This window comes from Pseudoduganella violaceinigra DSM 15887, from assembly GCF_000425385.1.
Taxonomy (GTDB): domain Bacteria; phylum Pseudomonadota; class Gammaproteobacteria; order Burkholderiales; family Burkholderiaceae_D; genus Rugamonas; species Rugamonas violaceinigra.
The window spans coordinates 336,862-362,563 of the sequence record NZ_KE384357.1 but is presented as its reverse complement, the minus strand read 5'-3'; the positions used below and the strand labels follow the sequence as shown (position 1 = coordinate 362,563).

Sequence of the window (25,702 nt, the reverse complement as noted above, 5' to 3'; positions counted from 1 at the left end):
AATGACTGGCGTGTCAATACGAATTTGCGTACAATGACCTGGAAAGCGACGACTATGAATATTGAAGACAACCAGAATCACCGCACCCGCGTGGCTGCCAAGCGACGCGAGAAGACCCGCGCCAGGCTGCTGGAAAGCGCCTTGCTGGTATTTGCGCAAAAGGGGCCGCAGGCCGTTATCGACGACGTCATCGCGCACGCCGGCATGGCGCGCGGATCCTTCTATAACTACTTTCGAACCAACGAGGAGCTGCTGGCCGCTGTGGCCAGTGAAATCAATGACGAGCTGCTGCGTGCCATTGACCCTGTGGTGCAGCAGTGCGAAGACCCAGCCGAGCGCATTGCTTGCGGTACCCGGCTGCTGCTGCACGCGGTACGGCGTTTCCCGCTGTATGGGACCTTTATGGCGCGCCTGCCGTATCCGGCGGCCAACCACAGCTTGCTCGGCGCGCGCTTTCTGGCGCGCGACGTGGAGCAGGGTGTGGCGCAGCGCCGTTTCGGTGACGCCGGGCAGAAAATCGGCAGTGATATGTTGGCTGGGGTGGTACTCAGCGCTGCCTATTCGACCGCCCAGGCGCCGCTGGACCCCGACTATCCCGACGCCAGTGCGCGCGCCATGCTGCGTGTGTTGGGAGTGGAGACGGAGGAGGCGGCCCGGCTCGCGTCGTTGCCGCTGCCAGGCTTTGAACTGCCGCCCGATTCGCTGTTGCGGCGTACCCAGTTGTTTGATGCTGCGGGACCGGCGTGATCTGGTATGATCGCCGCGTTTCCATCGACCGGACAGACTATGCCAGCCAAGACCAATGACCATCGTCCGCGTGTGGCCGCAGAGCGCCGCGAGCGTATGCGCCAGCGTCTCATCGAAAGCGCCATGATTGTGTTTGCTGAAAAAGGCGTCGGTGCCAGCGTGATCCCGGATGTGCGCGATGCAGCCGGGGTGTCGCAGGGTTCGTTCTACAACTATTTCCGCAGCAACGAGGAGTTGCTGATTGCCGTTGCCGAGGAGTTGAGCGGCGAAATGGTCCAGTTGATTGAACCGGTGGTGGGCGATATCGCTGACCCGGCACGCCGCGTGGCGACCGGCATGCGCTGTTACCTGCATCTCGCGCGTGCCCATCGCCTGCTGGCGCGGTTCCTGTCCGCCGCCGGCTTGCGCATGCTGAGGCAGCACAATGACACGTTCCGCTATCTGCCGGATGACCTGACCGAGGGGCAGAAGCAGGGCGTGTTCACCAGCGCGCCGCTGGACATCGTGCTTGACATGGTGGCCGGGGCCGGCTTGGCTGCGCTGGACCGGATGGCGCGCAGCCGCGTGCCCAAAGACTATCCCGACCAGGTCATTGCCGCCTTGATGCGCATGCTTGGCATGCCGGCGGCGGCGGCTGAGCAGGTCGCCAGCGGGCCATTGCCGAAATTGACGCCAGCTGCCGATTCTCTGCTGGCGCGCGCGCAGGCTCGCGCCGCAAGCCAGGTTGATGCTGCAGCCTGACGCTCCCCTTCCGCCAGACCCTCCTTCCTCTTCGTCCTCACCATCTCGACCCGCGGCCGGCGCTAAGCGCCTGCCGCTGCGTCTTCTTGCATTTCGGAAAAATGTCCTCAATGTCAATTTGACTCAAACGTCATAATGACATGTGCGTCGTTATGGTGTATATTGAGCTCCATCTGACATCGGAGGACATCTCAAGTGAACCTGAATTTTCGAAAGGCCGCCCTGGTAATCGCCGTAGCAAGCGTGTTGGCAGGTTGTTCCAAACCCCCAGTTGCCAAGCATGAGGAGGTGCGTCCGGTGCGCACCGTCGTGGCCGGGCAGAGTGACGGCACCGTTGGCGCCAGCTATTCCGGCGAGATCCGGGCGCGCTACGAAAGCCAGCTAGGCTTCCGTACTGGCGGCAAGATCGTGGCACGCCTGGTGGAGGTGGGCAGCCATGTCAAGCGTGGCCAGCCGCTGATGCAGCTGGATCCCGCGCAGGAAAGCCTGCAACTGGCTGCCGCCGGCGCCGATGTGGATGGCGCGCGCAGCCGTGTCGAACAGGCCAAGGTCGATGTGCAGCGCGCCGAGGCGCTGCAGGCACGTCAATTTGCCTCGCAGGCCGAAGTGGAGCACCAGCGCCTTGCATTGCAGCAGGCTGAGTCGCAATTGCGCGCCGCCCTGGCGCGCCAGCAATTGAACGCTAACCAGCGCGGCTATACCACCTTGCTGGCGGACCGCGATGGCGTGGTCAGCGCGCTGCACGCCGAAGCCGGACAAGTCGTTGCCGCTGGACAGCCAGTTGCTGTCGTGGCATCGGATGGCGAACGCGAGGTGGCGATCAGCATTCCCGAGTCGCGCGTCGACGAACTGCGCCTGGCGCGCAAGCTGCAGGTTTCGGTGTGGGCCCATCCAGGAAAAAGCTGGGAAGGCACCTTGCGCGAACTTGCGCCGGACACGGACAGCGTGACCCGCACCTATTCTGCGCGCATCTCGATCGTTCAGCCTGACCCGGCGTTGTTGCGACTTGGTATGACGGCGTCGGTGCTGGCGCCGGATGTGGAAGGCAAGCGCGCGATCCGCCTGCCGCTGACGGCGATCATCGACGGCGACGGCGACGGCGACGGCAAACGCACGGTCTGGATTGTCGACCCGAAAACCAATAAGGTCGCGGCGCGGGATGTGAAACTCGGCAGCGCGCAGAACGACAGCGTGCTGGTGACGGGCGGACTGGCAGGCGGTGAAACTGTGGTGACGGCCGGCGTGCACATGCTGCAGCCAGGCCAGCATGTGCTGCTGGCGGGAGGCGCCAAATGAAAGGACTCAATCTGTCCGAGTGGGCGCTGAAGCACCAGCAGATGATTGCCTTCCTGCTGTTGTTGCTGTCGGTGACCGGCATCCTCGCCTATACCCGTCTCGGTCAAAAGGAAGACCCTGACTTCACCATCAAGACGATGGTAGTGCAAACGAACTGGCCGGGCAGTTCGGCGCAGCAGATGGCGGACCAGGTGACCGACCCGCTGGAGCGCAAGCTGCAAGGCGTGGCGGAAATCGACTACATGTCGACCTATGTCAAGCCAGGCGAGACGCTGATCAAGATCAATTTGCGCGAAGCGGTGCCGCCGTCGAAGGTGCCGGACGTGTGGTACCAGATCCGCAAGAAGCTGGCCGATGTTGGTCATACGCTGCCGCAAGGCGTTCAGGGCCCATTCTTTAACGACGAATTCGGCGACACCTACGGCAATATGTACGCCATCACCGGCGACGGCTACGACTACGCGGACCTGCGTAAGATGGCCGATGCGGCGCGCAACGAATTCCTGCGCGTCGGCGACGTCAACAAGGTGGAGCTGGTGGGCAAGCAGGAGGAAAAGATCTTTGTCGAGATGTCGACCGCCAAGTTGGCTTCCCTCGGCCTGGACCCTGCAATGATTGGCGCGACGCTGGCGCAAGCCAATGCAGTGGCGGCCGCCGGCACGGTGCAGACCAACGCTGAGCAGGTGCGCATTACCGTCAGCGGCGAATTCGATTCGGTGGAAAACATCCGCGCCATCGGCATCCGTGCCGGACAACGCACTTTCCGGTTGGGCGATATCGCTGAAGTGATGCGCGGATTTGCGGAGCCCGCTGTCATGCGGATGCGTTTTAATGGACATCCCGCACTGGGCCTCGCGGTCAGCATGCGCAAGGGGGGCGACGTGATCAGCCTGGGCCACCAGCTCGACGCCACGGTCAAGCGCATTCAGGCCAGCATTCCTGTCGGGGTAGAACTACATGCGATCAGCGACCAGCCGCGCGTGGTCGAGGAGTCCGTGCACGAATTCAAGAAGAGCCTGGCCGAAGCGGTACTGATTGTGCTGGCAGTGAGTTTCCTGTCGCTCGGCATGCGTCCAGGGCTCGTGGTAGCGCTATGCATTCCCCTGGTGCTTGGCATGACCTTCCTCGCGATGTACCTGATGGGGATCGAACTGCAGCGCATTTCGCTCGGCGCATTGATCATTGCCTTGGGCCTGCTGGTGGACGATGCCATCATCGCGGTGGAGATGATGCAGCTCAAGCTGGAGCAGGGCTGGGACAAGTTCCGCGCCGCCACCTTCGCCTACACGGCTACCGCCTTCCCGATGCTGACGGGTACCCTGATCACGGCCGCCGGCTTCCTCCCGGTTGGCTTTGCCAAGTCCGGTACCGGCGAATACGTCTATTCCCTGTTCCAGGTGGTCGGTATCTCGCTGATCCTGTCGTGGGTAGTGGCTGTGCTGTTCACGCCGTATATCGGCTTCAAGCTGCTGAAGGAGGAGGCGCATGCCCACCATGATGAGGAAGCGGTTTACCAGCGCGGCTTCTACGTCAAGTTCCGTGGTTTCGTCGACTTTTGCCTGCGCCGTCGCGGCTGGGTGATTGCCGTCACGCTGGCCGCTTTTGTTGCCTCGCTGGCGATATTCAAGGCGGTGCCGCAGCAGTTTTTCCCGGCTTCCGACAGGCCCGAAGTGATGGTTGACCTGTGGATGCCGGAAGCCTCTACCTTTGAAGCAAGCGAGCGTGAAGTACGCGCGCTGGAGCAGGCGCTCAAGGCTGATCCCGATATCGAGGCCGTCACCAGTTTCGTCGGCGAAGGCGCACCGCGCTTCTATCTGCCGCTGGATGTGCAGACGCCGAACCTGAACCTGGGCGAGATGATGATCATGACCAAGGGCGGGGAGGCGCGTGAGCGTGCGGTGGCCAGGCTGCGCAAGCTGCTGGACGAACGCTTTGCCAACGTGCGTGGCCGCGTCAACCGGCTCGAAAACGGTCCGCCCGTTGGCTACCCGGTGCAGTTCCGTGTGTACGGTAACGAACCGGCCAAAGTGCGCGAAATTGCCGCCAAGGTCGGCGCGATCGTACGCAGCAACCCGCACGTGCGAGCCGTGAACGAAGACTGGGGCGAGCGTGTGAAGCGTGTACGGGTGGATGTCGACCAGGATAAAGCGCGGGCGCTAGGTGTGAGCTCGGTGCAAATCAAGGCGGCCCTGCAGGCATCGCTGTCCGGCACCACGGTGACCCACTATCGCGAAGAAGACCAGTCGATCGCCGTGATGGCCCGCCTGGTGGCCGCCGAACGCACCGACCTGAATAACCTGAAGGATGCCAAGATCTACTTGCGCGAAGGGAAGTTTGTGCCGGTGTCGCAGTTGGCGCGCATCACGTTGGACAGCGAAGAGAGTGTGCTGTGGCGGCGCAACCGCATTCCGACCCTGACCGTTCGTGCTGATATCTCGGGAGCGCAGGCGCCGGACGTCACGAACGCCCTGACGCCCCAACTGGACGCGTTGAACAAGGAACTGCCGATCGGCTACGGCATCGAAGTAGGCGGCGCCGCCGAATCGAGCGCCAAAGCTCAGGCTTCCGTGTTTGCGGTGATGCCGGTGACCGTCGTGGTCGTGCTGTTGCTGCTGATGGTGCAACTGCAAAACATGAAGAAGATGGCCCTGGTGTTGTTGACCGCGCCGCTTGGCCTGATTGGCGTGTCCCTGATCATGGCTGCCTTCCAGATTCCGTTTGGCTTCGTCGCAATGCTGGGCGTCATTGCGCTGGCAGGCATGATCATCCGCAATTCGGTGATTCTGGTCGTGCAGATCGACGAAGACGTGACCAAAGGCACGCCGCTTTGGCATGCCATTGTCGAATCCGCGGTACGCCGGCTGCGTCCGATCGTGCTGACCGCGCTGGCAGCCATCCTGGCAATGATTCCGCTGACCCACTCGGTGTTCTGGGGCCCGATGGCCTGGGCCATCATGGGCGGCCTGACCGTAGCCACCTTGCTGACCCTGATCTTCCTGCCGGCCCTGTATGCGGCGGTATACCGTGCCCAGCGCCCGGCAACCGCCTAAGGAGAATTTCCAATGACGATGAAACTGAAGACCTTGCCCGCCGCTTTGGGCCTGTTGCTGGTGCTGCACGGCGCTTCCGCTATGGCGATGGACGTGGCGGACGCCTTTCGCCAGGCGCTGGTGAATGATCCGGCCAGCCAGGCGTCCGACTATGCCCTGGCGGCGGGGCGTGAGAAAGCGGTGCAGGGCGATGCCCTGTTGCTGCCGCGGGTAAACCTGGTGGCTGGCGCCAGCCGTATCCACAACCGCCAAAGCGGAGAGGTGGCACCGCCGGCATCGCTCCTGATGCCTGAAAGCAGCAGCGGAACAGCGCGACAGGCCAGCGTGCAGTTGGCCCAGCCGCTGTATGACCGCAGCGCAGCTGCCAACAAGCGTCAGATGCACGAACAGTCAACACTGGCGCAAACCCAGTTCACGGCTGCCCGCCAGGGGCTGGCGCTGCGTGTTGCGGAAGCCTATTTTGGCGTGCTGGTCGCGGAGGAGACACTGCGTGTGGTGCAGGCGGAGTTGAATGCGGTGCGCCACCAGCGCGACCGCGCACAGGCCCGTTTTGAGGTCGGTCAGGGGCGCATCACCGACGTAGAGGAGGCCCAGGCGCGGCTGGACGGTGTCGTTACCCGTGAAGTGGCCGCGCAGTCGCTGCTGGAACTGCGCCGAGCGCAGTTCCAGGAAACGACCGGCGTGGCGCCGCAGCACCTGGCGCCGCTGGCCGCGCGTTTCGTGCCGCTGCCACCGGAGCCGGCAGCGCTGAACGACTGGCAGCAGCGTGGCGAGCACAACAATACCTTGGTGCTGGCCAAACAATCCGAGCGCACCATGGCCAGCGCCGAACTGGCAAAACACCGCCTGTCGGGCCGGCCGACCCTGGAACTGGTTGCCAGCTACGGTGCCAAGCAGCAAAGCGGCAGCCTGTCGCCACTGGTGGCGCCTGATGGCGACCGTACCGGCGCGATCGGCCTGGTGTTGAACGTGCCGCTATATGCGGGCGGTGCGCTCGATTCGCGCCAGCGCGAATCCGTGGCGCGTCTTTCGCAAGCCGAGCAGGAGCTGGCGGCGGCCCAGCGCGACGTGCGCCTGAAGGTGCAAGAGGGATACCTGGCGGTGACGACCGGCGTTTCGCGCATCGCGGCCCAAGAGCAGGCGCTACAGTCGGCGCGCAGCGCGCTGGAGGCCACTACACGCGGCCGAGACGTGGGTACGCGCACGGCACTTGACGTGCTGGATGCGCAGCAGCGGCTGTTTGCCGCCGAGCTGGACTTGGTGCAGGGCCGCGCCGACTACCTGCTGGGGCGCTTGCGCTTGGCAGGGGCGGCAGGCCAGCTGGACGAAGACACGCTGCGGGGCCTGGCTCCCTGGCTCGCGCACTAGGAGCGACAGTGAACTGCCAGCCATTCCCCCATCCGGCGATACGCTGCCTGCGCCGGCTTGCCACGGCAACCGCCTTCTTGTGGCTGGCGGCCTGCTCCAGCATGAAGCCCTGGGTCAATCAGCCGCTCGTCACCAGCACTGAACCGGCGTCGACGCGGTTGATGGCTGAGGACAACGGTAACTCGTCCATCGTCGGCGCCGTCGCGCTGTCCGGAGGTGGCGCCCGCGCTGCCGCCTTCGGTCTTGGCGTCCTGCGCGAGCTCAAAGCGAGCAGTTTCCATTGGGAGGGGCGGCAGACCACCTTGATGGACGAAATGGGGCTGATCAGCGGGGTGTCGGGCGGCAGCGTCCTGGCGACTTACTACGCGGCCTTTGGCGATGAAACATTCAGCCGGTTCGAAGACGAGTTCCTGCTGCAGGACTTCCAGGGCGGAGTCATCAGCCACGCATTGTCGCCGCACTCGCTGTACCGGATCAGCTCACCGTGGTACGGCCGCAGCAACGTTCTCGCGGAAAAGCTCGACAAACTGTATCGTGGTCGCACGTTCGCCGACCTGAAAGGCGGGCGTGCTGGCCCCCGCCTGCTGGTCACGGCCACGGACCTGACAACGGGCGCGCCGTTCGAGTTCACGTCGGCTCAGTTCGGGCTGATCTGCTCCGACCTGGGCAGCGTCCCGCTGTCCTACGCGGTTGCGGCTTCATCGGCGGTGCCCTTGCTGTTGAGCCCGATCACCCTGCGCAACTATGCCGGCCAGTGCCCGCAGACGCAGCAACTGGCGGCCAGCGTGGCCGAGCAAAGCAACCTGCAGGCGCGCCTCTTGCAAGCCAGTGTGCACAGCTACCTTGATGCAGACGAGCGACCGTACCTCCACTTGGTCGACGGCGGCCTGATTGATAACCTCGGTGTGCGCGGCCTGCTGGTGCGTGCCGTGGCCAGCGGTCGGCTGGATGCCGCCTTCAAGCACCTGCCGACCGGCTCGGTGCACAAGATCGTGCTGGTGAGCGTGAATTCGGAGCGTGATTTGGGCGAGCGCATCGATCGCAGCGACCAGGTCCCCGGTACTGGACAGGTGCTCAATGCGCTGGTGTTTGGCGCGGGCTCGCGCGCCACTAGCGAGACGCTGGCGGAGATGAGTGATAACGCCGAGCGCTGGAGGAATGAGCTGCTGTCCTTGCGCGGCCAGGCAGACAGCCCGTTTGCCGCCGATGCCGATCTTTACATCATTAGTGTCAGCCTGCGGCAAGTTCAGGACGGGGCAACGCGTAGCCGCCTGCTCCAGGTGCCGACTGCGTTGACCATCCTGCCATGGCAGGTCAGGCAATTGCAGGAGGCGGGCCGCGCCGCGTTGCGCCTGTCGCCCGAATTCCGGCGTTTGCGCGCCAGTTTGCCGCCGCCAGCAACTGGTGCTGTTCCCACGGAGGGCGGACCATGATGAGGAGACCTGGCATGACTACTGCCGTCAAACAGCCCGCCGCCGAATTGCCAACGCGCGGAGGCCGCGAAGAGGTGCATACCTCGCCGTTCCAGCCGGCGATTGACTTCTTCCGACTCGACCACAGGGGCCGCTTGCCCATTCATCAAAACGTGGCAGATGCGGAACCGGCGCCGATCAACTCGAGCGAATTTTGACCAAATATTATGCGAAACAACCTCCCTGTGACCGGTATTGAGTTCCCGGTGGCCGACGGCAAATACATCGTATCGAAGACTGACTTGAATGGGCGAATTACTTACGTCAATCCGTACTTCATCGAAGTGAGCGGCTTCAGCGAACAGGAACTGATTGGCGCCCCGCACAACCTGGTGCTCCATCCCGACATGCCGCCAGAAGCCTTCTACGACATGTGGCACACCCTGCAATCGGGATTGCCGTGGACTGGCCTGGTCAAGAACCGGCGCAAAGACGGAGGCTACTATTGGGTAGAAGCTAGCGTAACTCCGATGCTGGAGGGGGGGCATCGCAACCGGCTACTTGTCGGTGCGCCGCAAGCCGTTGCGGCACGAGGTAGAACAGGCCGAGCGCGCTTTGCGCAGCAGAGAAATCAGCAAGGCCGGCAAGAGCATCGAGGAATTCATCGGACTGATTGATGGCATAGCCTTTCAGACCAACCTGCTGGCCCTGAATGCGTCGGTGGAAGCGGCCAAGGCCGGCGAGCAGGGCAGGGGCTTTGCCGTGGTGGCGAGCGAAGTGCGCAGCCTTGCGCAGCGTTCCGCTGGTGCAGCCAAGGATATCAAGCGCCTGATCGATGCTACCGTGCAGCAGCTGGAAGTGGGCGACCGCCTGGTGGGCGAGGCCGGTGCCACCATGGACAGCATTGTGGCTTCGGTGCGCCAGATCGAGGGCATCATGGCCGATATGGCCGCCGCCAGCGCTGAGCAAAGCAGCGGAATTGACCATATCAACCGCGCCGTGGCGGAAATGGACCGCAATACCCAGCAGAACGCCGCCATGGTGGAACAGGCCGCAGCGGCTGCCGACAGCCTGCATGAGCAGGCCGAACGCATGCGCGCCGCGTACGGCCTGTTCAGGCTGGCGGCCGGCCGCAGCGAGGGCAGGGTGCAACGCTTGCATGGCGGCGTGCGTGGCGACGCGCTGCGCGCACGCCGTGCCGCCAAATGAAACGAGGAGTGCTTATGGACGAGCTGATTGAAATCTGCAAAGTTCACCTGCGTCGCGACAGCACGCGCCAAGTGGGATCGTGAACGACCTAAGGGCGGCGGAGTATCTGGTGACGGAATGGTCGAAGGCCACTCTGCGCAAAGCCGCATGCCAGGTACGTGTGCAATTCGAGGATGGCCTGGTGCTCGAAGGGAGTTTCCTGGTCGGCGGCAGGGTACGACAGCCGACCCTGGGCCAATACCTGCGGGACGGACTGGAAGAGATTTTGGCCAGCCGCGACCATCGCGCAGTGTTGCCAGGGCGTGGTTCCCTGTCGATTCCGCGAAGCCTGGCCGAGCCACGGCAGTATGAACGCTACGCACTGGGGTAATTGGCCTTCAGGGCTGCACTTTCGCGGCCAGCGAGAGCGAGGCGCCTGAACTCGAGAAATTGCTGAAGTGCGACCCAGGCATCGGCCCAAACAAAAATTGTGTGAATGGAGAGGCTTTGAGTCGCGGCGTTCTCGAGCCAGCCACAAACTTTGATGCCGAATATGGAAGAAGCAGAATTCTAGTGCTGGATGAGACACCATTGAAGATGAGTCAAAATTTAGAGCATCAGCCTTCGAAACCCCGTTGGGCGCGGCGCAAGAATGCACGCCCCCCCGAATTGCTGGCAGCGGCCTGGCGGCATTTTAGCGAGCGTGGGTATGCCGGTACGCGTTTGGAAGACGTGGCAAAAGAGGTGGGAGTGTCGAAGGGGACGCTGTATCTATACTGTTCCAATAAAGCCGCGTTGTTTTCGGCGGTGGTACAAGGCACTCTTGACAGTATCCTAAACGATGCCGAGATGTGCGGTCGGGAATTCGAAGGATGCAGTTCTGAGTTCCTGGTCAAGTTGCTGACGGGATGGCTACTCGGATCGTCGGCGGGTTCACTGGCTGGACTCACAAGGCTCATCTTGGCGGAGGGAGGAAACTTCCCTGAGTTGACACAATGCTACAACAATGAGGTGATTCGCCGCGGGAGTAGTCTGATTAGTTTTGCGCTGAACCGAGGTCTCGCAAACAATGAATTCGAACTGCAGGACATTGCGGCCATGACGCAAGTGTTACTCGCACCGGTCTTTATGCACATGTTATGGACTAATCCAAGCAAGGCAAGCGACTGTTTGATTGCTTCTGGCTCGGCAGCTCCTGAAAGCCGGGCCAACGCGCAGGTTGTGCGGGGCCCTCCGGAATTGCCTGGACTCTTCACGATTTATGCGCATTTCGCGGAAATGGTATATGATGACCATCATGCGGAAGAAATCTAACACATCAACGTTGCCAAGTCGCAAAGAAGAAACGCACGAACGTATCGTGGAAGTCGCTGCGCGCGCCATTCGCCGCACCGGCTACAGCGGTACCGGTGTGGCCGACATCATGAAAGAGGCTGGCCTGACGCACGGCGGCTTCTATGCGCACTTTGAATCGCGCGATGCGCTGCTTGCAGAAGCAGGGGATCGCGCTGGTGCCGAATCGGTTGCGCTGGCAGCTCGTGTCGCGGCGGCGGCTCCGCCGGGGCAAGCGCTGCAGGCAATGATGCAGGCTTATCTGTCTCCAGAGCACATAGCGGCGATCGAGACCGGTTGTCCGGTCTCTGCGCTGGGATCGGAGATGCCGAGGCAGGCGCCGGAAGTCAGGCGCGCGGCGACCATCCACATCAAGGAAATGATCGATTTGTTTGCGCGTCAATTGCCGGACTGGGGGCAGCCCCAGGCGCATGAGCGGGCAATGGCGCTGGTGTGTGCCTTGATTGGCACAACAATGGTGGCGCGGGCGGTCGATGATCCCAAGCTGTCGCAGGCACTTTGCGCTGCCGCGCTTAAACAATTTTCACCGGTCGCAAAGTGAGGTAGGGCCAGTGGTTGGCCCATTTTTTTAATAATGAATATGATGTGCATCATATTTTATTCAACGTGAGAGGAACTGGCGCAATGAAAAAAATCGCTTTGGTTACCGGCGCTTCGTCCGGGATTGGCGAGGCGACGGCAACGCGCCTGTCGCGAGCCGGCTTCAAGGTGTATGGCACCAGCCGGCGGGGCACCCAAGGGGCGCAGGCGACGTTCCAGATGTTGTCGCTCGATGTCACCAGCGACGATTCGGTGCGCGCCGCGGTCGCGACCGTGATTGCGGCTGAAGGCGGCATTGACTTGCTGGTCAATAACGCCGGGTTCGGTGTAGCTCCCGCGGGGGCTGAGGAAAGCTCGATCAAACAAGCTCAGGCGATCTTCGACACCAACTTTTTTGGCGTGGTACGCATGACGCGCGCAGTGCTGCCCCACATGCGGGCGAGAGGAACAGGACGCATTGTGCACATCGGTTCCGTGCTGGGTTTTCTGCCTATGCCATACGGTGCGCTGTATGCGGCCAGCAAGCATGCCATTGAAGGCTACTCGGAATCGCTGGACCACGAATTGCGTAACTGGGGCATCCGGTCAATCGTGATCGAGCCGGCGTATACCAAGACGCCATTCGACGCCAACTTACTGGAGCCTGATGCCAAGCTGGAAGCGTACGGCGAAGTACGTGACGTCGTCGCCCGCCGGGTGCAGGAAGCGATGGCCGGCGCTGAAGGGCCGGGTGTGGTTGCCGAAACGGTATTGGAAGCAGCGCTGGCTCGCAGGCCCAAACTGCGCTACACCGCTGGTGTTCTTGCAAAGCGCCTGCGATTGCTGCGCTCGTTCGCACCAGCGCGGCTGGTCGATGCCGGGCTGCGCAGGGACCTGAGTCTGGCGTAACGCGCTGCGCAGGTCCGAAGCACTCATTCGCCACTCACCAGGGAACCACACAATGAAAGCATTAGTCTTAAAGCGTTACGGCGGCGCAAAGCATGTCGAGTTCGCGGACCTTCCGCGGCCAACCATCAGGCCGGATGAAATCCTGGTCCAGGTCCACGCGGCAGGCTTGAATCCGATCGATAACGTGATCCCAACGGGAAGCTTTAAACCTATCATCAAACTGCAGCTGCCGGCGACGATGGGCAGCGATCTTGCGGGCGTTGTCGTCGAGGTAGGGAGCCGTGTGACCCGCTTCAAGGTTGGCGACGCGGTGTTCGCCAGCACCTTCGACCTGGGCGTCGGCGCGCTAGCGGAGTACGCGGCGGTGCCCGAGCACGCTGCTGCGCTCAAGCCGGAGAACCTGGACTTTGTACAGGCTGCGTCGGTGCCGATGGTGGGGCTCACATCGTGGCAAGCGCTGGCTGAACGAGCCAAGGTGCAGCCGGGCCAGAAAGTATTGATTCCTGCAGGCGCCGGTGGCATTGGCTCGTTTGCGATCCAGCTGGCCAAGCTGCTCGGCGCAAAAGTCGCGACGACGACCAGCACGCCGAATGTGCAATTCGTTCGTCAGCTCGGTGCGGACGAAGTGGTCGACTACAAGAAGCAACAATTCGAAGAGCTTCTGCGTGACTACGACGTGGTGCTTGGCACACTGCGCGGCGGCGAACTGGAAAAGTCGCTGCAGGTCGTCAGGCCGGGCAGCAGCATCGTTTCCTTGATAGGACCGCCCGACGCGGCATTCGCCCAGAAGCGCGGAATGAATTTTCTGATGAAGTTCGTGTTCAGCCTATTGAGCCGAAAAATCATTCGCATGGCAAAGAAGCGTGGTGCCAACTACTCGTTCCTGTTCGTGCGACCTGATGGCGAGCGATTGGCAAAAATCGGCGAACATCTTGCAGCGTCACGCTTGCATCCTGTCGTCGATAAAGTATTCCCATTTGCACAGGCGAAGGAAGGGCTCGCATACCTGGGGCAAGGCAGGGCAAAAGGCAAGGTGGTTGTACAGCTGGTCAAGCCCGTGGCAGAAAGTTGACTCCGTACGCACAAACCGGAGGAAAACTCAGCACTAGCAATTTGGTAGCAGGAACTAAGTGTTGAGTCCCCAGCATAAAACGGCATGCAAAGCCGTTGCCCTTTGATTCTTGGACCGCCTGCAAACGGGGTATTAGTTTTGACCTGAACAGCAAAATCCAGCCTCGTTGCCGTTGGATAATTTCGCGGTCCGGAAGGGCCTGCGAACTTTATGGCGGCGGTGCATGTCCGACGAAGCGCGTAGGCTGGAAGTAAATTCCCGACCAGACTTACCGTTCCCAATGTCCACGTGACCATTCCCATTCATTTTGGTGCTAACTCCAGTGACCTGGAATCTCAACGATTACTAGGGGCCTCGGACGCGCGTAGCCTTGGTACCAATGCCCAGGTTGCCATTGCCATCCGTGGTCATGCCATACCCAGTGGCCTTGAATCGATGTAATGATGTACTATCCCCACAGGGGATATACATACAGACAGCTAATGACGCAAAATGAGTTTTTACTGTCGGCTATGGTGGAACTGGGCATGACGCGGGATGCATTCGCTGTCCGGCTTGGTTGCGCGCGACGAACGCTGGACAAATGGCTGCTTCCTGAGTCGTCCAATGATCATCGCCCAATGCCTGAAACCGTATGGAACCTGGTGCGAGAAATTCTGGCCCACGAAAAGCTAAAGGCGAAGGTTGAAAAAATGAAGAAGAGGCCCTCAAATAGTGCTTGATATATCCCCTGGGGGGCGCCAAACGCATTGGAAGGTGGATTCTGACCAAGCAAAGGAAAGCGCCCCACAGCAGGTCCAAAGTCGCGCGTGCAAGCTCGCCTCAAACAAGTCATGGAATCGTCCGATTGAATACTATCAGCACTGAGCATAAAATCTCCGTCCCTCACATGGTGGCTGGCGGCCTATTTACCCTCTGTATCCTCGGCGCCCTGGTTGTGCACACCGTTCCGGCCTTGCTGGCCGGGCTGCTAGCCTTCGTGCTCACGCGCACCTTGCTGACAAGGTTGCGCCGCTGGGACCGTAATCGCAAGTTGCTTTCGCACGAACTGCTGTCCGGCGTCATCGTCGGCGTGGGTTCGCTGGCGGTGTTGGCCGTGACCAGCGTCCTGGTTGCCCAATTCCTTGGTGGCGAATCCCTGCGCGCGTTCATGCTCACGCTGGCGGAGACCGTGTCGCAAGTAAAACAATATCTGCCGGAGGGCTTGGCGGTGTACCTCCCTGATTCGTTATTGGAACTGCGCGCAATGGCCGCTGGTGCCCTAAAGGAGCATGCCAATGTGGTGGCAGGCTTGGGGTCGCATATTATGCACAGCCTGCTGCTGACGCTCATCGGCTGGATTACAGGCGTACTCGCCGCGGTCAGCTTGTCAACGTCGGCGGCTGGAAGCGAACCGCAGCCTGTCTTCTTCGCCGAATGGAGCCGCCTGTGGGCACTGCTATCCAACTCGTTCAAGAACGTCGCATGGGCTCAAACTAAGATTGCCGCCATCAACGCGTTCATGACTGGCTCGTTCCTGCTCATTGTCATGCCACTGCTCGGTTGGCACCTGCCATACGCCAAAACACTGATTCTGGCGACGTTCCTCCTCGGCCTGATTCCGGTGGTCGGCAATCTGCTATCGAACGCACTCATCTGCACCCTGGCGCTGAGTGTGGCATTTCCAGCTGCGCTTGTCTCACTGGGTTTTTTGGTCCTCATCCATAAGCTCGAATACTTCCTCAACGCGCGTATCCAAGGCCATGAGATAGGCGCCAAGGCATGGGAGCTGCTCATCGTGCTGTTTACCTTCGAACTGCTGTTCGGCCCAGCCGGCATGGTCGCCGCACCTGTTATCTATGCCTTTATTAAGGCAGATTTGAGGCGCATCGGCTGGTTGAGGTAAATAACCTTTCCAGGGGCGGAATCGCCGTTTGGTTTTTGCCGTACCGGCATAGTGCCTGGCAACCGCCGCCATCTGGCGTCGCTATCGATCGGCGTCAAACCTTGGCCTCGACGCCTGGCCTGGCTGAGCGCGACAGGAAATTGCTGGTCGTGGCGGGCAAATGCTGCAGCAGCCACTCGGCCATTGCGGCTTCCTGCTTGATGATCTGTTCGCAGACGCCCTTGGTTTGCAGATCGCCTGCCGTGTCCGCGGCCTTGATCAGCACTGTGTAGCTCGCAATTTCCATGTGCTCGAAGACATAGCCGGCCATTGCTCCCTTGACTACTTCATCACTGGCCATCATCGCCACGACGCTTTCTCCAAAAGCCATCAGCTTTCCCGTGATGTCCTTTACCGTGGACGGGCTGCTGCCAAGCCGGGTCAGGCAGCCTTCCAGCTGCTCGCGTTGCCAACGCGTTTCGCCCAGGTGTTCGACCACGCGGCTGTGCAGGTCCGGATAGTGCTCAAGCCGTTGCGCCATGGCTTTTAGCATGGCTTCGGCTTGTTGTTCCATGGCGTGCGCGTCGCGTAGCCAATCAGTCAGGTGTTCTCTTGGGGCGATTGCATCGTCAGTCATGAGGTCCTCCGTTCGGTCATTATGAAAGCGCTGTGTCGAGCACCATCATGACGATGAAGCCGACCACCAGCGCGCTGGAAGCGATATTGCAATGGCCGCGCCGCTGGGCTTCCGGTACAACGTCGTGGCAGATGACGTACAACATGGCGCCGGCCGCACCAGCCAGTCCCCAGGGCAGGAGCGTGGTGCTGGCTTCGATCAGCAGGGCGCCTGCGACGGCCCCGAGCGGTTCCACCAGGCCGGATACTGCGCCCAAAGCTGCCGCATAACCGCGGCCGTAGCCCACGCCACGTAAGGCCAGGGCGACAACCAGCCCCTCGGGGATGTCCTGGATGGCGATCCCCATGGCTAGGGTGTGGGCTTTGGCGAGATCGACGCCGCCATAGCCGACGCCGATGGCGACACCCTCGGGCAGGTTGTGAATGGCGACAGCCGTCACGAATAACCATGCACGCGCGGTGGCGGAGGGGCCATCATCGGCTCCGCTGCTTTCCAGCACCCGTTCCGATTGCACCAGGTGGCCGAGCAAGACGACCAGCAGCATGCCCAGCATGATGCCGCTGCCAACCGTCAGGCTGGCGTTGAACGGACCCGCGCCACTGCCGCGGCTGACCGCAAGCGCGGGCAGCACCAACGAGAACGAGGTTGCCGCCAGCATGATGCCGCCCCCAAGCCCCAGCGCCGCGTCATAGCAGCGCTGCGAGAAAGCACCAGGCAGAATGATTGGCAAGGTGCCGGCCGCGGTGGCTGCGGCGGCCCAGAAACCGCCTGTCAATGCCTGCTGCGCCGGTAGCGGCAAGTCGGCAAGCAGGGCCAGTAACTTGTGCAGCACGACCAGCGCTCCGGCCAGGCAGATCGCGGCGCCAAGGGCGCGCCGTATCTGGCTGGGCCTGAGCTCAGGATGCGCGTGCATCGCCATTGCCTGGCAACTTGACTGCGCCCAGTTCCGCACCGGTGAGCGGATCGGCATTCGGGTTGGACATGGTGCGCGCAGCCATTTGATCCAAGATGGCGGCTTCGTCTTCGGACAGCGCGGCAGAAGCGGAACCGTCGCCGCCATCGACCGCTTGCTGTTGATCCCGGCCGCTGACGGTTTGCCACTTCGGTCCGTCGTTCCACGGCCCGCGAACCTCCGGCCCGCCTTGCGACATGTCGAAGTAGACGTTCGCGAACTCGGGCGAGCCGGGCATTTTCCCGGGAGGGAAGTTCGGCTCGATCGCATACAGCGCTTTCTCGAACGACTTCTGGTGCGCGATTTCGCGCGTCATCAAGAAGCCGAGCGCTTCCCGAACGCCGGGATCCTCGGTCAGGTTGATCAGGCGTTCGTAGACGATCTTGGCACGCGCTTCGGCCGCGATATTGGAGCGTAGATCGGCCGTCGGTTCGCCTATCGTATCGATATAGGCTGCACTCCACGGCACGCCTGCCGAGTTGACCAGGGCCGCGCCGCCGCCGTAAAGAAGCTGCGTCAGGTGGCTGTCGTTGCCGGCGCCCGTAATGGCGCGGTACAGTTCACCCTGTTCTTCGACGCCCTCGGCCAGGCGGCCCTTCGCGCCCTTGTTCAACATGACGACGATGTTGCCGATGACTTCAAGGTGGCTGAGTTCTTCGGTGGCGATGTCGAATAACATATCGCGTCGCCCTGGGTCGTCCTCGCTGATGGCCTGGGTAAAGTAGCGGCACGCGGCTGCCAATTCTCCCTGGGGGCCGCCAAACTGTTCCAGCATCAGGTTGGCGAGACCGGGGTTGGTTTCGCTGACGCGTACGGTGTACTGCAATCGCTTGTTGTGGGCAAACATGGGCTCCTCCTCATCGTGGTGTCGGTGATGCTCGGGACCATGATAGGGGGCGCAAGGGAGCGCGGGGATAGGCCGTCCGCGTCCTTCCATGTAAGACTGGGACCGCATGTCGAAACCACGGTTAGTCGCCGGGCTTAACCATTTCTCTCGGCGACTGGCAGGCGTCGGCTGCGATCGTACCGCGTCGCCGCGGAATACATGAGGGAATGTCCGGCCACGCGGTAGTGCGCCCAGTCAGTTCACAAACCGGGGTAAGGGAACGCCGCGCGGAAAGCTTAAGCTTCCGGTGCCACCCAGACCAGGTTCCAAAGGTGTCCGTCGATGTCTTCGAAGCCCTGGTCATACATGAAGCCGTGATCTTCCGGGGGATGCGGCGTGCGGCCGCCGGCGGCGACGGCCTTGGCGATGAGGGTGTCGACTTCTTCGCGGCTTTCGCAGCTCAGGCAGATGACGAGTTCATTGGCTTCCCTGGCTGGCGCCAAGGGCTTGTCGATCAGAGACTTGAAGAAAGGCTCGGTCGTCAGCATGGCTTGGATCGTGTCGCCGACGACGCTCATGAACGCCGCGTTGTCGCCGCTAAATCGGGCATTGAATGTAAAGCCTAGCGCCGAAAAGAAGGCTTTGGACTTGTTCAGGTCCTGCACGGGCAAGTTGAGGGTGATCTGTGGTTTCATGCTGTCTCCTTGGCTGAGGTGGAATAGGCAATCGGTGCCTCATTCCTCCGACGGATGGCGGCGCCCAAAATCGACAGGCGTTGGCAAATATTTTTCCGGCAGACGGTCAAGTGCCCGCCCAGGTCATCAGGCCGGTGTCGTCCGTTCGCTCCCGCAGTGCCGGCACTGGCCGTACAAGGATAGCGTATGTTCGACCAGGGCGAAGCCGCTGCGCTGGGCGACGGCATGCTGACGCCTCTCGATGTCGGGATCGACGAATTCTTCGACACGGCCGCAGCGCGTGCAAATCATATGGTCGTGGTGCTTGCCCGTGTTCAGTTCGAAGCGGGCAGGGCTGTTTTCAAACTGGTTACGCACCAGGATCTCGACTGCAACGAATTGCATCAGCACGCGGTACACCGTCGCCATGCCAAAGTCCTTGTGCTCGGCCCAAAGCAAGCGATAGACATCTTCCGCCGTCAGGTGCTGCTGCGGGCTTGCGTGGAAGAGTTCAAGGATGCGTTGGCGCGCGGCGGTGACCTTCAGTCCCGACGCGTGGATGTCACGGGTAATGTCCAATTGGTTCCCCTTAGTTCCCATAATCGTATTGTAAATGAGAATCATTTGCAACTATAGACGTTATGAAAACCGAACCTTGATGTATGCTAGGGCAATGAAATGGATGGCTCTCCTGGCTTATGCACTGGCCGCACCGATGGCGTGGGCAGAGACTATTACATTGAGTAATGGCGAGTGGTTGCCATACCTGTCGGAGTCGCTGCCGCACAATGGCGCCGTATCGCGCATCGTCTCCGAGGCGTTTGCGCTGGAGGGGGTCACCGTCCATTATGTGTTCCGGCCCTGGCAGCGTGCGTATGCCGAAGCGCAGCGGGGCGTGGTCAACGGCTCCGTGGTCTGGAGCCTCGGTGGCGACAACTCGGAACGCGTGCGGGATTTCCTGTTCAGCGACCCGGTGCTCGAAGCGCAGTCCGTGTTTTTCATTCGCAAAGGAACTAGCTTTCGCTGGACAAGGGATGAGGAGCTTGCCGGCCTGCGTATTGGGGGTGTGGCGGGCTATGATTACCGTTTCGAAGGTCTGCCGGGTATCCGCGTGGACCGGGCCCCAACCGAAGAGCTGAATTTGCGAAAACTGTTGGCCGGGCGCGTCGATATCGTGCCGGCCAGCCTCGATGTCGGCCTGTATATTCTGCGCACCAGGTTCAAGCCGGAGGACGCTGCCGGCATCGTTGTGGCGCCGGGGCGTTACAATATCACGCAATACCGCTTGATCATGCGCCGCGCCGACAAAGCCAATGCAGGCTACATCGAACGCTTCAATCGTGGTTTGCGCAAGCTGAAAGACAGCGGCAAATACGACCAGTACATGGCCGATCTGGCGGCCGGGCGTTATTGAAAATGGATGCGCAAATCTATTTGAATCCACTGTGCCTCGCCGCGATGCTGATGCAGGCGGTGGGCGGTGTCGCGTATGCGGCGGGCGATCCTGGAACTGACACTATTCCGGTGGTCGAAGTGCTGGGCGCTGGCCAGTCGCGCCAGACGCAGAGTATCAGCCACGCCGACATCGTCAAGGCAGTTCCCGGCGGCAGTCCGTTGAAAGCGCTGGAAAAGCTGCCGGGCGTGAGCTTCCAGTCGTCCGATCCGTTTGGGGCGTACGAATGGTCGACCCGCATCAGCATCCGCGGTTTCAATCAGAACCAGCTTGGCTTTACGCTGGATGGTGTGCCGTTGGGCGATATGAGCTACGGTAATAACAACGGCCTGCATATCAGCCGCGCCATCTCTTCGGAGAATATTGGCCGCGTGGCCGTGTCGCAGGGCGCGGGGGCGCTGGGCACTGCGTCGACCAGTAATCTGGGCGGCACGGTGCAGTTCTTCACAGTGTCGCCGGCGGACAGCCGAGGCCTGGATTTCGCGCAGACCCTGGGCAGCGACAATACGTCGCGCACCTTCGTGCGCATCGACAGCGGCCAGATGAGCGGCAATACCAAGTTCTTCATCAGCGGCACGCGCCAGCGCGCCGACAAATGGAAGGGGTGGGGCGGGCAGGACCAGGACCAGTTCAATTCGCGCATCGAATACCGGTTTGACGGCGGTCAGATGAGCGCCTTCTATAACTACTCGGGCCGCAAGGAAACCGACTACCAGGATCTGTCGCTGGAGATGTTGGGCCGCCTGGGCTATAACTGGGATAACTATGCGCCGGACTGGCAGCGTGCCGTGAACGCTGCCAACAAAGTATTCAACGGCGCCGTGAATAACCTGGACGACGCCTACTACCTGGGACGCGGCCTGCGCAAGGATCATTTGGGCGGGGTGTCGCTGGAATGGAATCCGGCCCCCAACGTGGAGCTGAAAACCACCATCTACCGCCACGAAAATCAGGGGCAGGGCCATTGGTACACGCCCTATACCGCTTCGTCGCCCGTGATGCCGATCTCGATCCGCACCACGGAATATGCGATCGGGCGCAACGGCCTGGTTTCGGACCTGAGCTGGAACTTCGCGAATAACCAACTGACGGCGGGCCTGTGGGCCGAGCGCAGCCATCATGCGCTGGCACGCAACTTCTACGCCGTGACGGGACCGGAAGACACGAACCACTTCCTGTCGGGGCCGATGAGCACCGGATTCAAACAGGATTTCGAGACGGTCACCCGCCAGTTTTACGTCCAGGACAGCCTGAGCGCGATGGAGGGCAAGCTCAAAATCAACGGGGGCTTCAAGAGCCCTCGTGTCCGGATCGACGCGATCAGCCTGGCCGGCAGCCGTGCGGGCGGCGTGATCCAGGCAAGCAAAACCTTCCTGCCGCAGGGAGGACTGACCTATGCGGTCACCCCGGACGATGAGGTGTTTGCCTCGGCCGCGTCAAACATGCGTGCTTACCAGCCGGGCGTGAGCGGGCCTTTTTCGCAGACCCAAGCGGCCGTCAACCGGAGCCAGCCGACGCTGAAGCCGGAAACCTCCACCAATCTGGACCTCGGCTACCGCTTCAAGCGGCCCGGCATCCAGGGTTCGCTGGCGCTCTACCGCGTCCGTTTCGACGATAGGCTTCTGAGTGTGGCCACCTGCGTCGGCATTGCCGGCTGCCCCAGCACCTTCGTCAACGTGGGCAAGGTCAGGACCAGGGGGCTGGAAGCCATCGCAGTGTGGAAGATAAGCCGGGATCTGAGCTGGTTCAACACCGCAACCCTGAACGATTCCAGGTACCAGTCGGATTACATGGATAACGGCAAACTGCTTGCTGTCAACGGCAAATACGTGGTCGATACGCCCCGCAAGATGTTAAGTAGCGAACTGGCTTTTGAAAACGCCGCTTGGTTTGCCACGCTGGGTGCCAAATACACCGGCAAGCGGTTCTATACCTATGTGAACGACGGCGCGGTGCCGTCCTACTGGCTGGGCAACCTTTCGGCCGGATACAAGCTCCCGGCGGGCGGCATGTTCAAGGAACTGGTCCTGCAACTGAACGTGAGCAATCTGTTCGACAAGCGGTATTTCGCCACCATCGGATCAAACGGCTTCGTGGCCTCGGATGCCATGGGCACGTTCGCCACGCTGCAGGGCGGGGCGCCGCGCCAGTTCTTCATCAGCATTCGCGGCAAACTTTAAGTATCGCGCTATCAAAGCGGTTTCCCCTGGTCCTGCCGCCGATGGAGACTTTGGGTATGATGTGCCTTCCCACTTGCACTTTTGTCCCGACATGACCACTACTGCCCAATCCGAAGCCAGCCTGCCGCTTGACATGATCATCTTCGGCGGGATGGGCGATCTCGCCATGCGCAAGCTGCTGCCGGCGCTGTACATGGCGCACCTGCACGGCAATCTGCCGCCGGCGACACGCATTCTTTCCACCGGTCGCCAGGAGTTCGACCGCGCGGCCTACCTCGCCTTCATCGAGGAGCATTCGCGTTCCTTCATCAGCGCGGCAAATTTTGCGGAGGAGGCCTGGCGCGGTTTCCTGCAGTTGTTGGAGTATGTGCGCGTCGACGTGCAGCAGGAAGGCCTGGCGGCCCTGGCCAAGGTCTCGCGCCCGGGCGCCGAGCGCGTGTTTTACCTGGCGACGGCGCCGTCGCTGTTCACGACCATCTGCGACAAGCTGGCCGAAGCCGGTCTGGTCGACCGCAATGCGCGCGTAGTGCTTGAGAAGCCTCTCGGGCGCGATCTGGCGTCGGCGGTGGAAATCAACGAGGCGGTTGGCAAGCATTTCGCCGAATCGCAGATCTACCGTATCGACCATTACCTGGGCAAGGAGACGGTGCAGAACCTGATGGTCCTGCGCTTTGGCAATTCGATCCTGGAACCCCTGTGGCGGGCGCCGAACATCACCAGCGTCCAGATCACGGTGGCCGAGGAAGTGGGCGTTGGCAGCCGGGCCGGTTTCTACGACAGTGCCGGCGCCATGCGCGATATGGTGCAGAACCATCTGCTGCAGCTGCTGTGCATCGTCGCCATGGAGCCGCCTGCCTCCCTGGCGCCCGATGCGGTGCGCGATGAGAAGCTGAAGGTCCTGCGTTCGCTGCGCCGTTTCAGCTTGGCCAGTATTGCGCGCGACACGGTGCGCGGCCAGTACGTGCGCGGCGTGAGCGGCAACCAGGAAGTGCAGGGCTACCTGGAAGAGCGCAACGTGCCGGCCGGCAGCTCCACCGAAACGTTTGTGGCGCTGCGGACCTATGTCGACACCTGGCGCTGGTCCAAGGTGCCGTTCTACCTGCGCACCGGCAAACGCATGCAGCGCCGCTCGTCCAAGATTGTGATCGAATTCGCCAACCCGCCGTTCCCGCTGTTCCCTGAAAATCCGGCCGGTGTCGCCAACCGCCTGGTGATCGAGCTGCAACCGGAGGAGGCGATCAAGCTGCAGATCATGGCCAAGCAGCCGGGCAGCGGCATGCAGATGCAGCAGGTGGCGCTGAACCTCGACCTGCAATCAGCGTTCTCGCAGCGGCGCGCCGAAGCCTACGAGCGCCTGCTGATCGATGTGGTGCGCGGTAGGCTGACGCATTTCATGCGCCGCGATGAACTGGAAGCGGCCTGGGAGTGGGCGGAGCCGATCATCAATGGCTGGGGCACCCTGGCGGAGAAGCCGAATGCCTACGCGGCCGGCACCTGGGGGCCGCCCGAATCGTTCGCGCTGCTGGCGCGCGATGGCTTCAGCTGGGTCGAATAAGCCCCCGCGAGAGGCTGGCTTTCACGGCCGCGGAGAAGCGCTCGCTGACGGGCAGCTCCGCGCCGCAAGCCAGTGTCAGCGTGTGGCCGCCGTCGTTGGCCTGCCTGAATGCCACGATCTGGCCGCAGCGGACAAGGATGCGGCGGTGGATGCGCACGAAATGTGCTGGATCGAGATGGCGCTCCAGCTCCGACATCGTGCAGCGGTGAAGGAGCGTGCGCTGCGGCAGGTGCAACTCGACGTAATTGCCGGCCGACTCGATCCACAGGACGTCGGACAGCTTGACCCGGTCGATTCTTCCGACCGACCGTACTGCCAGCTCGGTCCAGTAGCCTGGGATAGGGTTGACAAAGCCGCGTAGTGCCCTGGCATATGCTGCGCGCTGGTCGCACAGCTGGCCGGCGCGTGCCAGCGCCTGTTGCAGCCGGCCTTCATCGACCGGTTTGACAATGTAGTCGAGTGCGTGAACGTCAAAGGCTTCCAGTGCATGCCCCCGGTGCGCAGTGACAAAGATGATCAGCGGCGGATCTTCGCGGCTGCTCAGGGAGCGGGCAAACTCGAGCCCCGATTCCACTGGCATCTGTACGTCAAGCAGAATAATGTCCGCATCGCTGCTGTCGAGGAAAGCGCGGGCGGCAGGGGCGCTGGCGCATTCTCCGGCGACCTCCCACCCCGGCAATGACTGCAGCGCGAAGCGCAGATTGGTGCGCGCGTGGGCTTCATCGTCGACGATCAGTACTTTCATTGCCGCACCGCCCAAGGAATCGACAGCTCGGCGACGAAGCGGTCGCCCATGCGCCGAGTTGTCAGCGATGCTGCTTCACCGTAAGCCAGCCGCAGGCGCGCGCTGATGCCGCGCAGGCCGATGCCCAGGCCCGCCTCTGGTGCGGCGTGCGGGCGGATCGGGTTCGATACCCGGATGTTCAGGCGCTCGCCATCCCGCCCAAACGCCACTGCGATATCGCTGGCAGCGTCATGGCACTCAATGTCATGGCGCAGCGCGTTCTCGACCAGCGGCTGCAGCAGCATGGGCGGGCATTCGATGTCGTCGTCCAGCAAGTGCGCGCCTTCGATGCGGACATGCAGGCGCTCGCCGAAGCGCAGGCGCTGCAAGTCCAGATAGTTGCGGACAAACCGAAGTTCGGCGGTCGCCTCGACCCAGTCGTTCTCGCTGCTCGCCAGCGCATATTCCAGCAGGTCGCCAAGGCGGGACAGTCCGTCCAGTGCGAGGGCCTTGTCGTCCAGGCGCACCAGCGCGCCGATGGCGCTGAGCGTATTGAAAATGAAATGCGGCTCGAGTTGTCCCCGCAGCGCGGCCAGCCGCTGGCGTTCCAGCGACAGCATGGCTTGCGCCAGTTGCCGGTCCTGCTGCTGCCGCTGGCGCCCAAGCAGGAACGCGACCACCGCGCCGTATGCCATGGTGAGCAGTGAAAACTCGACAAACCATTCGAGTTTGTCCATCGTGACCACATAATTCCAGGCATTGGCGAGCGTGGGCGCGATATCGAACTTGATGCAGCGCCTGAAGGCCAAGCCAAGCATCGCGCTCGGCCAGCACAACGCAAGGTAGGCCAGGTAGCCGAGGGCGATCCGCCCCAGGCTGGCGAGCCAGGCCGGGCGGCGCCGATAGGCCATGTACAGCGCATAGCTCTGGATCATCATCACCGCGTAGCCGAACCACCAGCCGGCAGTCATCTCCCAGTAGCTGCGGGTGTCGCCACTTCCGAAGCGGTCGGCATAAGTGGTGAGGCCGGCCATGGCGCACACCAGCGTCCACAAGGTGAAGTTGGCCAGCAGGGCGCGCAGCCAGGCCGGCAAGGAGTGTAGTCGGTTCATGGCGCGGCAGTATATCAGCCGCGTATTGGCGCTCATCCCTATGGCGCGGGCGTTCATCACATTCCTCGGG

The 25,702-nt window shown here is 61.9% G+C and carries 24 protein-coding genes and 1 pseudogene; 18 read left to right on the top strand and 7 right to left on the bottom strand.

All coding sequences use genetic code 11. The features are described from left to right. The first annotated feature begins 54 nt into the window (after window positions 1-54). The 15 genes and pseudogenes from H597_RS0121335 to H597_RS0121265 all read left to right on the top strand — a co-directional run bounded on the left by H597_RS0121335 (window position 55) and on the right by H597_RS0121265 (window position 15,540). Window positions 55-747: a TetR/AcrR family transcriptional regulator gene (locus H597_RS0121335; protein WP_028103908.1), complete on the top strand. Its 693-nt coding sequence runs from the start codon at window positions 55-57 to the stop codon at window positions 745-747. A gap of 39 nt (window positions 748-786) precedes the next feature. Further along, window positions 787-1,488 (top strand): TetR/AcrR family transcriptional regulator, encoded by a 702-nt coding sequence (locus tag H597_RS0121330; RefSeq protein ID WP_028103907.1) that lies wholly within the window; start codon window positions 787-789, stop codon window positions 1,486-1,488. Window positions 1,489-1,683: 195 nt separating this feature from the next. Further along, window positions 1,684-2,784, top strand: a complete 1,101-nt coding sequence (locus H597_RS0121325) for an efflux RND transporter periplasmic adaptor subunit (protein ID WP_028103906.1) — start codon at window positions 1,684-1,686, stop codon at window positions 2,782-2,784. Then, window positions 2,781-5,834 carry an efflux RND transporter permease subunit gene (locus H597_RS0121320; protein ID WP_028103905.1) on the top strand — a complete coding sequence of 1,018 codons (3,054 nt, stop codon included), beginning with the start codon at window positions 2,781-2,783 and terminating at the stop codon, window positions 5,832-5,834. The genes H597_RS0121325 and H597_RS0121320 overlap by 4 nt, the downstream gene beginning before the upstream one ends. A gap of 12 nt (window positions 5,835-5,846) precedes the next feature. Then, window positions 5,847-7,202, top strand: coding sequence for a TolC family outer membrane protein (locus tag H597_RS0121315; RefSeq protein WP_028103904.1), 1,356 nt, complete (start codon window positions 5,847-5,849; stop codon window positions 7,200-7,202). Between the two features lie 161 nt (window positions 7,203-7,363). Further along, complete coding sequence (locus H597_RS0121310; RefSeq protein ID WP_051294030.1) at window positions 7,364-8,635, top strand: patatin-like phospholipase family protein; 1,272 nt, start codon at window positions 7,364-7,366, stop codon at window positions 8,633-8,635. Between the two features lie 14 nt (window positions 8,636-8,649). Next, the gene (locus H597_RS0121305; RefSeq protein WP_028103902.1) at window positions 8,650-8,832 is read left to right on the top strand and encodes a hypothetical protein; all 183 of its coding nucleotides are present in this window, start codon (window positions 8,650-8,652) and stop codon (window positions 8,830-8,832) included. A 9-nt stretch (window positions 8,833-8,841) separates the two neighbouring features. After that, a pseudogene (locus H597_RS36295) lies at window positions 8,842-9,823 on the top strand (PAS domain-containing protein). A gap of 79 nt (window positions 9,824-9,902) precedes the next feature. Then, the gene (locus tag H597_RS35040; protein WP_154668212.1) at window positions 9,903-10,193 is read left to right on the top strand and encodes a ubiquitin family protein; all 291 of its coding nucleotides are present in this window, start codon (window positions 9,903-9,905) and stop codon (window positions 10,191-10,193) included. 116 nt (window positions 10,194-10,309) lie between these two features. Then, the gene (locus H597_RS31930) at window positions 10,310-11,116 is read left to right on the top strand and encodes a TetR/AcrR family transcriptional regulator (RefSeq protein ID WP_154668211.1); all 807 of its coding nucleotides are present in this window, start codon (window positions 10,310-10,312) and stop codon (window positions 11,114-11,116) included. Continuing rightward, window positions 11,088-11,696, top strand: coding sequence for a TetR/AcrR family transcriptional regulator (locus H597_RS0121285; RefSeq protein WP_028103899.1), 609 nt, complete (start codon window positions 11,088-11,090; stop codon window positions 11,694-11,696). The genes H597_RS31930 and H597_RS0121285 overlap by 29 nt, the downstream gene beginning before the upstream one ends. An 83-nt stretch (window positions 11,697-11,779) precedes the next feature. Next, window positions 11,780-12,583: an oxidoreductase gene (locus H597_RS0121280; RefSeq protein WP_028103898.1), complete on the top strand. Its 804-nt coding sequence runs from the start codon at window positions 11,780-11,782 to the stop codon at window positions 12,581-12,583. 52 nt (window positions 12,584-12,635) lie between these two features. Continuing rightward, the gene (locus tag H597_RS0121275) at window positions 12,636-13,655 is read left to right on the top strand and encodes an NADP-dependent oxidoreductase (RefSeq protein ID WP_028103897.1); all 1,020 of its coding nucleotides are present in this window, start codon (window positions 12,636-12,638) and stop codon (window positions 13,653-13,655) included. Window positions 13,656-14,137: 482 nt separating this feature from the next. After that, a complete protein-coding gene (locus H597_RS34300; protein ID WP_229632224.1) occupies window positions 14,138-14,377 on the top strand; it encodes a hypothetical protein in 240 nt (79 codons plus the stop codon). A 125-nt stretch (window positions 14,378-14,502) separates the two neighbouring features. Next, a complete protein-coding gene (locus H597_RS0121265) occupies window positions 14,503-15,540 on the top strand; it encodes an AI-2E family transporter (protein ID WP_154668210.1) in 1,038 nt (345 codons plus the stop codon). Window positions 15,541-15,634: 94 nt separating this feature from the next. Here H597_RS0121265 and H597_RS0121260 read toward each other — a convergent pair whose 3' ends face one another. The 5 genes from H597_RS0121260 to H597_RS0121240 form a co-directional block, all read right to left on the bottom strand. After that, window positions 15,635-16,156 carry a ferritin-like domain-containing protein gene (locus H597_RS0121260; protein ID WP_035374848.1) on the bottom strand — a complete coding sequence of 174 codons (522 nt, stop codon included), beginning with the start codon at window positions 16,154-16,156 and terminating at the stop codon, window positions 15,635-15,637. Window positions 16,157-16,175: 19 nt separating this feature from the next. Further along, entirely contained in the window at window positions 16,176-17,069 is an 894-nt protein-coding gene (locus H597_RS0121255; RefSeq protein ID WP_028103894.1) for a ZIP family metal transporter, read from the bottom strand. Further along, entirely contained in the window at window positions 17,053-17,955 is a 903-nt protein-coding gene (locus tag H597_RS0121250) for a manganese catalase family protein (protein ID WP_028103893.1), read from the bottom strand. Before H597_RS0121250 ends, H597_RS0121255 begins: the two co-directional genes overlap by 17 nt. Window positions 17,956-18,230: 275 nt before the next feature. Beyond that, window positions 18,231-18,629: a VOC family protein gene (locus H597_RS0121245; protein WP_028103892.1), complete on the bottom strand. Its 399-nt coding sequence runs from the start codon at window positions 18,627-18,629 to the stop codon at window positions 18,231-18,233. A 126-nt stretch (window positions 18,630-18,755) separates the two neighbouring features. Beyond that, the gene (locus H597_RS0121240; RefSeq protein ID WP_028103891.1) at window positions 18,756-19,187 is read right to left on the bottom strand and encodes a Fur family transcriptional regulator; all 432 of its coding nucleotides are present in this window, start codon (window positions 19,185-19,187) and stop codon (window positions 18,756-18,758) included. Window positions 19,188-19,281: 94 nt separating this feature from the next. On the opposite strand from H597_RS0121240, the gene H597_RS0121235 reads away from it, so the two are divergent. From H597_RS0121235 to zwf, 3 genes are all read left to right on the top strand, one after another. After that, window positions 19,282-20,022, top strand: a complete 741-nt coding sequence (locus H597_RS0121235; RefSeq protein ID WP_161630633.1) for a substrate-binding periplasmic protein — start codon at window positions 19,282-19,284, stop codon at window positions 20,020-20,022. Window positions 20,023-20,024: 2 nt separating this feature from the next. Continuing rightward, window positions 20,025-22,241 (top strand): TonB-dependent receptor, encoded by a 2,217-nt coding sequence (locus H597_RS0121230; RefSeq protein ID WP_028103889.1) that lies wholly within the window; start codon window positions 20,025-20,027, stop codon window positions 22,239-22,241. Between the two features lie 91 nt (window positions 22,242-22,332). Then, window positions 22,333-23,796 carry a glucose-6-phosphate dehydrogenase gene (zwf, locus tag H597_RS0121225; protein WP_028103888.1) on the top strand — a complete coding sequence of 488 codons (1,464 nt, stop codon included), beginning with the start codon at window positions 22,333-22,335 and terminating at the stop codon, window positions 23,794-23,796. Here the strand turns inward: zwf and H597_RS0121220 are convergent. Further along, window positions 23,780-24,541, bottom strand: a complete 762-nt coding sequence (locus H597_RS0121220; protein WP_028103887.1) for a LytR/AlgR family response regulator transcription factor — start codon at window positions 24,539-24,541, stop codon at window positions 23,780-23,782. The two genes, zwf and H597_RS0121220, sit on opposite strands and share 17 nt — an antisense overlap. Beyond that, complete coding sequence (locus tag H597_RS0121215) at window positions 24,538-25,632, bottom strand: sensor histidine kinase (RefSeq protein ID WP_161630632.1); 1,095 nt, start codon at window positions 25,630-25,632, stop codon at window positions 24,538-24,540. Before H597_RS0121215 ends, H597_RS0121220 begins: the two co-directional genes overlap by 4 nt. Window positions 25,633-25,702: the final 70 nt, after the last annotated feature.